The 13,132-nt window shown below is 58.7% G+C and carries 11 protein-coding genes; 5 read left to right on the top strand and 6 right to left on the bottom strand.

Features of this window, described 5'->3' with window-relative positions:
• Positions 1–46: 46 nt before the first annotated feature.
• From FQV39_RS32290 to FQV39_RS32275, 4 genes are all read right to left on the bottom strand, one after another.
• A complete protein-coding gene (locus FQV39_RS32290; protein ID WP_149134548.1) occupies positions 47–1,069 on the bottom strand; it encodes a TRAP transporter substrate-binding protein in 1,023 nt (340 codons plus the stop codon).
• 154 nt (positions 1,070–1,223) lie between these two features.
• Positions 1,224–2,258 (bottom strand): transketolase family protein, encoded by a 1,035-nt coding sequence (locus tag FQV39_RS32285; RefSeq protein WP_149134672.1) that lies wholly within the window; start codon positions 2,256–2,258, stop codon positions 1,224–1,226.
• Positions 2,255–3,094 (bottom strand): transketolase, encoded by an 840-nt coding sequence (locus FQV39_RS32280; protein WP_149134547.1) that lies wholly within the window; start codon positions 3,092–3,094, stop codon positions 2,255–2,257. Before FQV39_RS32280 ends, FQV39_RS32285 begins: the two co-directional genes overlap by 4 nt.
• A 49-nt stretch (positions 3,095–3,143) precedes the next feature.
• Positions 3,144–3,893, bottom strand: coding sequence for an SDR family NAD(P)-dependent oxidoreductase (locus FQV39_RS32275; protein ID WP_149134671.1), 750 nt, complete (start codon positions 3,891–3,893; stop codon positions 3,144–3,146).
• Positions 3,894–4,012: 119 nt separating this feature from the next.
• Between FQV39_RS32275 and FQV39_RS32270 the strand changes: the two genes are divergently transcribed.
• The 3 genes from FQV39_RS32270 to FQV39_RS32260 all read left to right on the top strand — a co-directional run bounded on the left by FQV39_RS32270 (position 4,013) and on the right by FQV39_RS32260 (position 8,132).
• Positions 4,013–4,915, top strand: coding sequence for a LysR substrate-binding domain-containing protein (locus tag FQV39_RS32270; protein ID WP_149134546.1), 903 nt, complete (start codon positions 4,013–4,015; stop codon positions 4,913–4,915).
• A 932-nt stretch (positions 4,916–5,847) separates the two neighbouring features.
• Entirely contained in the window at positions 5,848–7,179 is a 1,332-nt protein-coding gene (locus tag FQV39_RS32265) for a hypothetical protein (RefSeq protein ID WP_149134545.1), read from the top strand.
• Positions 7,180–7,190: 11 nt separating this feature from the next.
• Complete coding sequence (locus FQV39_RS32260; RefSeq protein ID WP_187640413.1) at positions 7,191–8,132, top strand: hypothetical protein; 942 nt, start codon at positions 7,191–7,193, stop codon at positions 8,130–8,132.
• A gap of 66 nt (positions 8,133–8,198) precedes the next feature.
• Here the strand turns inward: FQV39_RS32260 and FQV39_RS32255 are convergent, their stop codons facing one another.
• On the bottom strand, positions 8,199–9,626 hold the full coding sequence (locus FQV39_RS32255) for a TraM recognition domain-containing protein (protein ID WP_149134543.1): 1,428 nt from the start codon (positions 9,624–9,626) through the stop codon (positions 8,199–8,201).
• Positions 9,627–10,888: 1,262 nt separating this feature from the next.
• Between FQV39_RS32255 and FQV39_RS32250 the strand changes: the two genes are divergently transcribed.
• Entirely contained in the window at positions 10,889–11,323 is a 435-nt protein-coding gene (locus tag FQV39_RS32250) for a hypothetical protein (RefSeq protein WP_149134542.1), read from the top strand.
• 377 nt (positions 11,324–11,700) lie between these two features.
• Here FQV39_RS32250 and FQV39_RS32245 read toward each other — a convergent pair whose 3' ends face one another.
• Positions 11,701–11,922: a type II toxin-antitoxin system Phd/YefM family antitoxin gene (locus FQV39_RS32245; protein ID WP_149134541.1), complete on the bottom strand. Its 222-nt coding sequence runs from the start codon at positions 11,920–11,922 to the stop codon at positions 11,701–11,703.
• 868 nt (positions 11,923–12,790) lie between these two features.
• Between FQV39_RS32245 and FQV39_RS32240 the strand changes: the two genes are divergently transcribed.
• Positions 12,791–13,015: a hypothetical protein gene (locus FQV39_RS32240; RefSeq protein WP_149134540.1), complete on the top strand. Its 225-nt coding sequence runs from the start codon at positions 12,791–12,793 to the stop codon at positions 13,013–13,015.
• Positions 13,016–13,132 lie beyond the last annotated feature (117 nt).

Below are 13,132 nucleotides of genomic sequence, written 5' to 3'. Positions count from 1 at the left end.
AGCGCTGTTCTTGATCTCCTGCTGCGGTGACTTGTTACGGCGTTCCTCAGCCCAACTTGCCGGAAACTTTTTCCAACAGGCTCCAGGCTGTCTCGCCGTATTTCTGTTTCCACTCGCTATAGAAGGACGTTGTCGCCAGCGCCTTGCGGAAGTCGTCCTGCTGGACATCGATGAAGGTGATGCCCTTGGACTTAAGCTCGGTCTGGAGGCTTTCGCTGAGTTTGGCGATGTCGGCGCGCTGGTCCGCGGCCGATTTATCGATCTCTCTTGAAATGAGGGCCTGTAGGTCGGCTGGCAGCTTGGCAAAGGAGCGCTTGTTGCCGAGCACCCAATAGCCGTCCCAAACGTGACCGGTCAGGCTGCAGGTCTTCTGCACTTCGTAAAGGCGCGTGGTGGCGATGATCGCCAGCGGATTCTCCTGCCCCTCGACAACCTTGGTCTGCAACGAGGTGTAGACCTCATTGAAGTTGATCGGGGACGGTGCGGCCTCAAGCGCCTTGAACAGCGAGGTCAGCGGCGGCGCTTGCGGGACGCGGAGCTTGAAGCCCTTGAGATCACCGGGTGTCTTGATCTCGCGAGTCGAGGAGGTCACGTGACGGAAACCGTTGTCCCAAATGCGCGAGACCGCGAAGATCGGGGTTTTGGCGATCTCGCCGCGAATGTGGTCGCCGAGCGCCCCATCCATCGCGGCCCAGACCTCGTCGTAGTTCTTGAAGGCGAAGCCCAGACTGGTGATGCCGGAAACCGGTACGAAGGTCGCCAGGATCAGGGACGACAGATTGAAAAAGTCGACCGATCCGTTGCGAACCTGGGCAAGGAGATCGGTATCAGAGCCGAGCTGGTTCGCCGGAAAGAGCTTGATGTCGACGCGTCCGGAGGTCGCTTCGCGAATGCGGTTCAACGCTTCCTGCGCGCGGATGTTGACTGGATGGGTCGGGTCCTGACCGGTAGCGTATTTGAGTTCAAACTCGGCCGCTTGCGCGGGCCAGCGCAGGATGGCGACCAGCGGTACTGCAGCGGCTCCCGCAATCACGGATCTGCGCGAGGGCGACATGGCAATTTTCTTCATGGTTCTCTCCCTGTTTGGCGGAATCTGCGAGCCATGGCTCGAAGCGCTATTGGCGCTGATGTACGTGTCGTCGGAGGCGCCTCTCCGCGACATTGTCTTCCGGCGGGGCCAAGCGATCCCGCCAGGCCTTATGGCGTTGGCACTGTCGCCCGCTTCAGCTCCAGGACTTGACGGCTGTCGCGATCTTGGCGGCCGAGATCCCGTAGAGGTCGTGCAGCGTTGGCAGGGCACCGGCTTCGAGGAATTCGTCGGGGAGACCGATCTGCCGGAAGCCCGCCGGATGCACGCCTGCACGCAGCAGCGTTCCAGCGACGGCTTCGCCCAATCCGCCGATCACTGTATGATTTTCCGCCACTACGACGAGCCGTCCGGGCTTGGCGCATTCCGCCAGGATGGTCGCCTCGTCGAGAGGCTTGATGGTCGGGACATGAAGTACGCCGACATCCACTCCATCCTTCTGAAGCGAAGCTGCAGCCTCGAGGGCCCGCATCGTCATCAGGCCCGACGAGACGATCAAGGTGTCGCGTCCGTCCCGGATCAGCTTGGCTTTCCCGAGCTCAAATTCGTAGCCGTACTCGTCGAGCACGCACGGGACGTTTCCGCGCAGGAGCCGCATGTAGACGGGCCCGCGATGGGCCGCCATGGCCGGGACCGCCTGCTCGATTTCGTGGGCATCGCAAGGATCGATGATGGTGAGGTTCGGCATGCCGCGAAACATCGCGACATCCTCGGTCGCCTGGTGACTAGGCCCATATCCGGTCGTTAGACCGGGCAGCGCGCAGACGATCTTCACATCCAGCATCTCTTCCGCGATCGCCAGGCAGATGAAGTCGTAGGCGCGGCGGGAGGCGAAGACTGCGTAGGTTGTCACCCACGGCTGAAAACCTTCGCGAGCAAGGCCGGAGGCGGCCATCATCAGTAGCTGCTCAGCCATGCCCATCTGGTAGAAGCGGTCCGGATGGGCCTCCCTGAAAATGTGCAGGTCGGTGTATTTGGCGAGGTCAGCTGAAAGTCCCAGGATGCGCTCATCGGCGCGGGCGAGCCTCGCGAGAGCGTGTCCAAACGGTGCTGGCCTCGTCTTCTGATCGGCCCCCGCGATCGATGCGATCATGGCGGAGGTTGTCAGCCGCGGCTTGCCGTTGCCATTTTCGGACAGGCTGGCCGGGCGGATGTATTTCGACCGTCTCATAGGTTGGCTCCCGCCTCGATGATGGCGATGGCCTGCGCCCATTCGTCGGGCTCGACGCGCAGAAAGTGATTGCGCTCCCGAGCCTCGAGGAAGGGAACGCCCTTGGCCATCTTCGTGTCGCAGATGATGATGCGGGGCTGGCGCGCGCTATGGTGGCGCGCAATGTCGAAGGCCTTGACCAGCGCCTGGATGTCATTGCCGTCGACACGCTGCGCAAACCAACCGAAGGCTTCGAATTTTGGCAACAGCGGCTCGAAGTTCATCACCTGAACCGAGGGACCGTCGGCCTGCATCTGGTTGACGTCGACGATGCCGATCAGGTTGTCGAGCTTGTGCGAGGAAGCCGACATCGCGGCTTCCCAGGTGGAGCCCTCGTCGAGCTCGCCGTCTGAGAACAGGTTGTACACGAACGCATCGGAAGCTTTGCGCTTGAGGCCGAGCGCCATGCCGACGGCGATGCCCAGCCCGTGGCCGAGCGAGCCGCCCGTGATCTCCATGCCGGGGGTGTAGGCCGCCATGCCAGACATCGGCAGCCGGCTGTCATCGGTACCGTAGGTCTCTAACTCGTCCTCAGGAATGATCTTGGCTTCGATCAACGCCGCATATAGCGCGATCGCGTAATGGCCGATGGATAGGAGAAAGCGATCCCGCCCCTCCCATTGGGGGTCTTCGGCGCGATAACGCGTGGCGTGGAAATACGAAACGGCGAGCACGTCGGCGATGCCGAGCGCCTGGGCAATGTAGCCCTGGCCCTGGACCTCTCCCATGCGCAGAGCGTGGCGGCGGATACGCCGGGCCCGCTCGGCCAACGTGACGTTGTGACCGATCTCCGACATCTTTCGATGCCTCCTCGATGATGGTGACGGAACAGCCGCGGCGGTCTGCTCAGTGGATCAGCATGCCGCCATTGACATCGATCGTGGCCCCGGTGACGTAGGACGACAGGTCCGAAGCCAGAAAGAGGCAGATGCGAGCGACGTCGATCGCGTCGCCCAATCGGTTCAACGGAATCCCCTTGAGGATCTCGGCCTTCATCTCGGCCGAAAGCTTGCCGGCCGTGATATCAGTTTGGATCAAGCCCGGCGTGATGGAGTTGACGCGGATGCCTGCAGGACCAAGCTCACGCGCCATGGCCTTGGCCAGGCCGAGCACGCCGGCTTTGGCGGCGCTGTAGTGCGGGCCACCGAAGACGCCGCCACCACGTTGGGCCGAGACCGACGACATGCAGACGATGGCACCCTTGCCGCCTGTCGTCATCGCCGGAATGACGGCTTGGCTCATATAGAGCGTGCCGCGCAGGCTGACATCCAGGACGGCCTGGTAATTGTCGGCGGTGATGTCGAGCGTTTTGATCGGCTGGGTGATACCAGCATTGTTCACGAGGACATCGATGGCGCCGAAGTCGCTCAAGACGTGGGACGTAGCCGCTTGGCAAGCGCCTTTGTCAGTGACGTCACAGGCATAGCCGCGGTGATCGGGCCCGATAGCGGCCGCAGCGTCCTCGGCGGCGCGAGCATCCAGATCGAAGATCGCTACTTTCGCGCCATGGTCGGCGAAGAGCTGAGCGGTTGAGCGACCCAACCCTCGTGCCGATGCCGCGCCCGTTACGATGCAGACCTTGTCCTGCAGCAACATCTCATGTCCTCCCCCGCTGTTGCCCTGCTTCGGTGCGGGCCACTTGCGGCGGTCAGAAAATGACGCGTTGAGCATTTGCCCTCAAACGAATAAAAACGGCCGAACGGTGAATTGGATTCATGCTTTTGCGGAAGCTGCCCTCACTCAAAGCTGTCCAGTGCTTCGAAGCCGCGTCGCGACTAGGCTCCTTCGCGGCCGCTTCCGAGGAACTGCTGGTGACGCCGTCTGCCGTCAGCCATCAGATCAAGGCTTTGGAGCGGGAAGTCGGCGTGCCGCTGTTCCACCGCATCCATCGGTCTATCGTCCTGACTGATGCGGGGCGTCGTTACGCCGAGCAGATTGCGGAGGCCTTCGGGCAGATCGAAGCGGCAACCCGCAGCATCGAGAGGGTCAGCCGCGCTGACATCCTCACGATCCACTCTGTTCCCAGCTTCGCCACGCAGTGGCTGATGCCGCGACTCGCACGCTATAGCGTGCTGCATCCGGACGTCGATATTCGGCTCAACGCGTCGGTGGATCGCGTCGACCTCCCTGCCGGAGAGGCGGATTTCGACATTCGCTACGGCACTGTTTTCCCTGATGCCGGCGTTGAAGTCATCCCGTTTCCCCCCGAGACGTTCGTTGTTATCGGCTCGCCAGATGCGGTCCAGGGCAGTCAGCCCGTGCGGAAAATCGCCGATCTGCGGGGGCGAACGCTCATCTTCACAGAGGTCAACCTTGTCGGTTGGCGCCAATGGCTGGACGAAATGGGAGAGCATGATTTCGACCTTGGCAGGGGGCCGCGTTTCGACCGCACCTTCATGGCCATCAGCGCTGCAGTAGATGGGCTTGGTATAGGCCTGGAAAGTCGGCTGATGATTCAGAGGGAGCTGGACACCGGACGGCTTGTGCTTCCGCTTGGCACACAAGGCGTTCAGTTGGTGTGCCATCATCTGTTGTATCTGAGGTCGAAGGCTCACATCCCCAAGATCAAGGCTTTCCGCGAATGGCTGGGCGACCAGCTATCCGCCTCAGAAACGTAGTTTTCGAAAAGCCCGAGTATCGTTGCCCCTCAGGGCGCTATCGAACCACCCGTCGATCTGGACGAGTTCCCGGCGATCCCACCAGATCCCGTCGGCGATTATTCCGCGCCGCACGCTCTCGACACGAGCTGTAACCCATGCAGCTCCGCACGCTTCTCCGCCGCCGGCGTCGGCTCGAAACAGGATAGTTCGCCCGGATCAGGGCCAGGATTGCGCGCCATCAGTAGCGCCCGCAAGCGGCAGTACGCGTAGGTGGAGGACGTTTGAATAAGAAGCAATGCCTATTAAACCGCCCGCTTTCCTATTCTGATCGAGCCTCGGTTTAAGGCCCGGATGCGGGCCCTATCGTAAGAACCTGGTGAGCAACCATTCTCGCCTATCGACCCCATTTCCGCGGCTAATTCCTTGTTAATCTATTACGCTTAATCTGTGCTCTCACAGCATCTGCCGAACGACCAAAATTGGCTCTGACGTTCGGGCCACTAGTGGTGACCTCCCGCCCTCATCTGCGGAATTGAGTCGGCTCGGATACCTACTCCCCATCACGAGAAAAACCTGAAAATTAGCTCGCCGCGGCACCGCAGCGGATTGTCTGAAGGTTTCAAGGCCCCTGCCGCGGCTATAAATTGCGTGAAATCTGGGAAATTCACGAAAACAACGCGCGAAATGCTGTTTGTAGATACGAACATAACAACCTGATGGATTGTTATGCAAGAATCTCGCGCAACGCCAATCCTTCGCCACCCTCTTTGTATTCGCGTCAATCGGATCGTGATAACCAAGGATTGGAGACAACGAACGATCAGAATTCAAGTTCAACAAATTGTGATGCCATGTACTGTTAGGCCATCTGGCTCGCATAACTCGGTATAATGTTGGTCTTTCGCGAAAGATCGGCTCTCACTTTCGGATTGATAGATGGACGCGGCACAATGCCATACCGCAAATACTCGAAAGAGGACCCCGATTTTTTACGCGTAGCTGCCGAGCTGCGCGCCCGCGTTGGGCCTCTGCCAGCGACGCGTCTTTCCCCTTGGCTGGTCGACCGCAAAGCTGTGGCTGCGGAGTATATGGTCGACTACGAAATGTTTGCGCGGGATATTCGGCCCGGAGCAGTAGCGCTTCAGGAGGCGGCCGCCCGCGTCGGCACTTACGTGCCCCTGCCGCCGCGGGCGAACTGTTTGCATTCCCTGGCTGACGGAATTCGGATTTGCCGCGCGGTAGCACGAGCATCCGGCTCGATTGAACAAATCAGGGATCACGAGGTCTTCGAGCAACTTGTACGAGAGACATATGGTATCAAGAGCAATGCGTTTCCGATCAACGTCGCCATGCGCGAGGCGTTGTCGAAATTAGAAGCCCACGTAACGGCCACAGAGCACGCTTTGGCGGTAAGCCGCGTGAGGGCCACTATGGTACGGGCTGAGTTAGGTCTCGGCTGCCCCGCCGACTTCGCGAATGCACTCGTGTATGAGTCGAGTCTTGTCGGGATGGCTCCGGCGGCCCTCAGCTTTCTCGGCTCCACGACCGGATGTACCATTCGTGCTTGGGGTGAAGGGCAGAAAGCTGTAGGCGAGGCACAGGAGCCCTTCATCAATGCGATAGAGGCGTTCCTTCGGCTCCCCAAGGGCGCTCTGTGGAATAAGCTTGATCGACCTGGAAGACGCCTGAATCCACGGCAGATGCTTCGTGAAGGCCAAGCGCTGTCGCGGGTTGAAGAGGATAAGCTTAGCGCCGAGCTTCCTCGTGAGTTCCGACATGCTTCTCCCGAGGAGAAGCTGAAGATGCTGGATCAAGCAAAAAGCCAGATTCGTAGCCGAGCCGATACCGAGATGGGCAAGCTCGCAGCCCAACGGACCGATCGCTATGGACTCCGTTATGAGAAGTGGCCGGATGCGGCAAAAGCTGATTGGCGGCAATATGTAATATATCGTGGCCATAAAGTGTTGGATATCGGCATCATATCGAAAAAAGGCCTCAATCAGAACAGTATAAATCTATATAAATCACGGATCGAGATGATATTCGGCTTCTTGACCTGCAGGAAAAATGAACTGAGGGAGATAGCTGGAATTGATCCGCGAGAATTCGAAAATATTCCGGTTGATTCTTTGAGATTGCAGTTAATTAATGAGTCTAATTACCGTCTTTACCTGACCTGGATGATTCATCGAAAAAAGAAATTTGACCGTGATGCTGTTCTAACGGCTATCGATAAAAGCATGATGGACGAAATTTCATTGATGTGGAATGGAAGAAGATGAGGAGATTTTCTATGCCGTTATTTGGAGATATGATACCGATAGATCAAAACTATCCTGAATTCGAATGCTTCGGTCTTGGAGAAGATGGTTTAAAATCCTATTTGGCTTCTCAGAAGGCCAAATTCGATGAGTTCAGGACAACCTATCGAGGCGAAACGGGTGTCGGCTGGGATTCCGTTGATCAGATCGATTCCATTCTTCGCCTTGAGCATCCCAGTGATTTTCTTACTAACATTTCCGCTGCTGCATATTCCGAATGGAGGAGGGAAACGGATCCTTTAAGACGAGCTATTTTGAATAGGCATAGCATCATAATCGACATCGGGCGTTTCTATGCACTGCGAAGCAGATCGATTTCTGGTATCGTGGCCGGTTGCTTTCGAAAATATAACAAATTTATGGAATTTGAGCTGGAAGCGAAGCACTTTAAGAACCCTAACGCGGTTGGTGGAAAATACTACGTTCGCGAAATTGAAAATATTAACGAATTTCATCGCAGAATCGAAGAGTATATCGATCAAGATCGAAAAATTATCCACGAATCGTATGGCAAATCGAGTGCGTTCTGGGCAACACGATTTGGAAATCAGAATCTATGCCCGCGAGGAGCGGCTCAGATATTCAGATTTGCGTTGGCTAAATCTTATAAGAAGGACCAATCGACAAACAAATTTGCATATTTTAGAGGGTTTGCTCCTCATTCATGTCGATATATCGTTGCAACCTCGGTTTTGAAAACCACGCGCGACATCAATTTGACCGCTAAAGCCATCCACACGTCCGCCTTCACCGCAGCCAAATTCTATGTGCGGTACGGTGGCCATTGGCTCGATGAAGACCTCAAGCGATACGTCGCAGATTGGCTGAGCAGCGAGGTCCGGTATCTCTCCGGCGGCAAAAGCAGTCGGCAGAAACGTGAGGCAACTCGCTGGGATCTCGATTCTGATTTTTAGTTGTCAGGGGTGCCCCGTGATCGGCAGGCCGGCCTTTCTCCATGCCCGAAGATCCGCGCTGCTGGATCAGGCACCTTCCTCGGCCTGGGTATCGCTCATCAGGCTGGCCAGGAAATCCGAGACGTAGACGGTATCCGAACCTGGCTGGGCGAGCGGCTCCTCGGGGGCGGTCTCGGCGAACAGGCGATCGCTGCCATGGGCGGCGGCATCGACCATGGGCCGCACCGTGGGATCGGCCGGCCGGTAGGAGCCACCGGTAGCGTCGACGAACTTCTTCTCGACCTCGGCCGCGGTGGTCGAGGCCGGGTCGAAATAAGCGTCCGACATCACGCGCAGGAAGGCGTCGTGGCTGAGCTCGTCGGATTCGGCGATCGATTTGCCGGCGACGTCGACGCCATGGCCGATCTCGCGCAGGGTGACCGGGCGCGGCTCGATCTCGGGGAGCGGGCCGCGGCGCAGCGGGCGCTCGTCCGGATCGGGCGCGAGCTGGGCGAGCTCGGCCTCGTCGTGGAAGCCGTCCTCGTCGAGGAGCTCGGGCGGCAGGTCGGCGGGGGTGCGCCAGTCGCCTTCCGGCGCCTGCTGGCGGGCCATCGACTCGACCAGGGCGGAGAGGCCACCGCCGCTGGCGCCGTCCTCGTTGAGGGAGACGTGCTTGACGCTCGGGCGCGGCGGCGGGGCGGCCGGCCGGGCCGGCGTGGCGATCGAGGCGCCTGGTGCGGCCCCGGCCGGCCGGGCGGAGGTTGCCGCGGCGACGGCACGGGTGACCTGGAACAGGCCGACGCAAGCCGCTTCCGCCACCGGCTGGCGTGGCCGGCGGTCGATATATTCGGCCATGCCCTGGGCGGCGACGGCGATCTCGTCGAGCGCCTCGGCCTTGGCGTAGATCTGGCTCTTGGCGGCCTCGGCCTCGCGCGCCATCGCGACGGCGAAGGCGGGATCGAGCAGCTTCTCCAGGACGTCGGGGGTGCGGTCGACGAACTCGACCTCGTCGAGGCTGGGTTTCTCGACGATGATGAAGTGGTTGACCGCCAGCATCATCGTCTTCTTGTCGATCACCGAAGGCGGGTCGGCATAGAAGGAGCGCGCCCGGATCAGCTTGTCACCATGGGTGACGTGCATCTGGCCTTCCTTCTGGCCGGTCAGGTCGCGCAGATCGACGCGGTCGATCAGTTCGACGCCGGCCTCGGAATTGTCGCGATAGCTGACCGAGGTCAGTTCGCCGACATGGGCCTGGTAGCCCTTGAGCTGCGAGCGCTGGCCCTTGCCGCCGCGGTCGATCGCGAGCTTGGCGGTCTCGTTGGGCTCTTCCGTGCGCATGAAGATCTTGGTGTTGGTGTTGGCGATGATCGAGTTCGCCTCTTTGTCGTTGTGGCGCTTCATCGACTGCAGGTCCTGCGCGCCGAAGATCATCGCAAAGCCGAGCGAGCGCGCCTGGGCTGCCATCACGGCCATGCCGGTCACCAGGTAGTAGCCACTAAGATAGCAGATAAGCACGACGTTATGGCGGTTGGAGGTTTTCTCAGGGCAGCTGGACCGCCGACGATGACAGGGGAGGGGATCTCAGTCCGGGAGCTCGCGCAGCGAAAACGTTGTGGCTCGATGCCAAACCACTGGCAGCTCAACGAGCACAGATATTGCTGAGAATCCGGACGCAGTGAGAGCAAGTTGGCCCCGCCCTAAACCTCATACTTGCGCGAGGCGCAGGATGCACGGTGGCGTATGGTGTCGCCACCTTCCCCCGGCGGCACTGCAGGCCGCCCTCGGCCACTTTACGTCGAGTGGTAAGGGAGTTTGGATCGGGCATTCAGGGCTGTTGAAGGGCGAAATTCGCCGGATCCATTCCCCACTCTCAAGCTTCTAAAGTAACGATTTCGTGAGCTCACCCGAAGGAAAAAACCCTTGTCAAGAGCACAGTAGCGGTCCGACGTTCAAAAAACATAGCGAGAGCCGCCTCCGCCCCAAGAAGCGTGGTGCGATCGACGATAGTGAAGCCGGCAACCGCTACTCAGATTACGAAATCCACAGGCATTACAATAGCTTAACGTGGTGCGGTCTACAACCGTGCTCCCCTTGGCTTCTGAGTGATGGCTCGTAATGAGGCGCCGTGTCGCGATGGGCAGAATGCGCTGAAGAAATGCCCTGATTCCAGGCTGACAGAAGGATTGCGGCATCATTCCTTGTTTTTGGCTCTCAAACGAAGGAATGAAGCGGGTGCCGTTGAGGCCGCGCGGCGGGTGCAGATGTAGCGATCAGCGGTCTCGTATGGGCGCTCTTTCAAGCCGGTTCTGCTCGATTGCCGCGATAAATCATTCCGGTTCATTGAGCCTTTTCGGGCGATCTGAACTACGCCAAATTGGTGTATATGCCGACGAAGCCTTACACTCAGGTCGTGTTCCTGTTTCGGGCAAATAGCGGTCGGTGTCTGCGCTGAACTCGGCCGGAGTTGGCCCGCAGGCAATTACGCCAGTTTGTCAGAATCACCGCCTAAGGGAGCGCTGGAAACCCGCGATAATAGGAATATGTTCATTTGGTTGCCATAGGCCCACCCGCACGGTCAAGGCTGCTGGTAAGATACGGCGTTCAGCATCCACATCATCTCGCCTCTGTGCTGATCGGACATGCTCGCATGTCGGTTCGCGCCCACTTTCCGCGCCAACGTCTCGGCCCTGCTCATCTCCACATGGCAGTTGGGAGGCCGGTGTGCCTTTCATCGCGCCGACCTACGATTCCATATCGCAAATGGAATCGAGGCTTCAATGGACCTTTCAACTATCTTTGGCGAACCGCTTCTCGAAACGAGCACCGGCGCCAGCCTCTTCATGCTTTCGTGGGAGGTTAATCCGGTTTTCCCAGGATCGGACACGCTTTCTGAGTTCGAGAATGGGCTGACCCTCGAACAGGAGATGCGTGGTCTCAAACGTGACCTCGCTCGCCTTGAGAAAGGGCGACAGCCGCTGGTCAAGGATCTGGCTGCTGCACCCCTTTTGAAGGACTGGGGTTTTCTCGACGCGGGCGAAGTGCTTCCTCGGATTGTTGGCAATCTGATCGGCGCTTCGAAGGTGGGCTCCGGCTTCACCGAAGGGGCGCAGACCGCGACCCTTCAGATTTTGGCAATCGACAACGATCTGGGTTGGGCTCGGGATCGGCGAGGCTATTATCGGTTGGAGCATGACCAGGCTGGAGAGGCCTAAGCAGCATGCGGAGCACATTCGTCATGTTACGCGCACCTTAAGCGGAGGCGCACGGTCGCTGATCAAGTGAAAACGACAGGATATTCTGGCGGCTCGGTCGCTGAACGAGTCGCCAGAGAAAAGTTCCATAAGAAAGGTTCTGCGAATCAAGGCTGTAGGCACCCGTTAGAAAGGTCACCAGTCTGTCGTGTAGCCCGATTGGCCGTCGTTTAGCCCATATAATCGCGCGATGTAGCCCGATTAAACGTCGTATGGACTGTTGCGGCGTGTTTGGCGAGGCGCCGATTGCCTGAAAGCGGTCAAACTCCTTGTGCTCGATATTCAGCTCACCGGCTCGCATGGCATATGGGTATCAAGCAGCAGCCTCACGAAAGATGCTACGCGCCGAGTTCAGTTTCGGGCAGCGGCTCGTCAAAGCGTGCATCGACGGCAATCTTTCCTTTGAGTGCCCCAAAGCGCCGCTTGCCGGGTGGCGCGACCGGCACCAGACGCACCGCAGGCACGCCGCCGCGTGCAATGACCACGTCTCCACCTTCGAGGGCGTCCGCGATCAGCTTGGACAGGTTGGTCTTGGCGTTGCGAACCGAGAATTGAGCCATCGACATCTCCTTAGCTAGGGGTATGGCTAAGTGACTTTGCAGACTAAGAGCGTTCAGAGATCCAGCTGCAAGCTGACGCCCGCGCTATGTGTGCCGATGAGCACCGTACTGAAGCTCGAAGCCCAGACCTTACCGCGACCGGCACCCAGTTCGCCATCACCAGAGACATCTGTGGAATAGCTCGTATTTCCGAATTTCCGGAAATCTGGAATCATGGATTCAAGCGCAGATCCTTCACAACCGACGTGCAAACCGCAAAGATATTAGCATCGCGACAAGCGCCCCTACCGGCATTGCGAGTTCGACCAATATGGATGCTGAAGCATTTCGAGCGGCGCGACGGGATCTTGGTCTGACCGAGATCGAGTTCGGAAATGCGTTCGGCGTTTCGAGGCGAACAGTGCAGAACTGGTCCAAGAAGGGACCACCTCCTTACATCGCAGATCTGCTGCAACTGGTCCTTCTCATGCGCATTGTCGGGCCGGGACGCTCAGACGCCGTGCCATCAGTGGCCCCTGCCCTGGACACTCTTTTAACCTCGGCTGTTGCTGCAGGCTGGAATAAGGCCGCCGTCCTCGCGGCAGTCGACGCATGGGTGACGGCCAGACATGAGGACTAGTCGTTAACCATAATGAATGATGAACATCATCGTTAAAGTTTTAGAGGTTGAAAGCGCACAATGTGCGCTTCTATAATGTGGACATCGTCAATGGCCCGACGCCCCGCTGGCAGCTCAAACTCGAAATAGCGAGCGTCCGATCCCAAGGGCCAAATGACAAACGCCTCGCCTGGCTGGCCGATTTAAGCCTCTACCGATCTTCTCGCCGTTCTTCAAAAGCCTGCGTAAGTCCCTTCAATGGAGGCGTGCATGCTCGCTCAGCGCCGTGTTGGTCGCTCGAAACGACGGTCTTCGATTCTCTCGCTCCAACGTAGAACGAGCGGCGGCCGCCATGGTCGCGACCTTGTCGTTCTGCGCGAGATGAACAGAACGAGGGTGCATATGATCACACCGTCCGCCGATCTCATTGATGATGACTTCGACGAGCTCGACTGCAGCGCCGAGGTTCTGTTGCAGCTGGCAAACCAGCTCTGATCGCAGATTCTTGTGCGGAATAGCGCTCGTTTTGCGCGCCGCCTAACTGCCCCGCCTTCGCTTTGAACCAAACGAGCGCCGGTCCGCGCGCCCGGAGGAATCGTCATGTCTCGAACG

The sequence above is a fragment of the Bosea sp. F3-2 genome, assembly GCF_008253865.1.
Classification (GTDB): Bacteria; Pseudomonadota; Alphaproteobacteria; order Rhizobiales; family Beijerinckiaceae; genus Allobosea.
The sequence above is the reverse complement of the archived record's forward strand: the minus strand, read 5'-3'. Positions and strand labels throughout refer to the sequence as shown.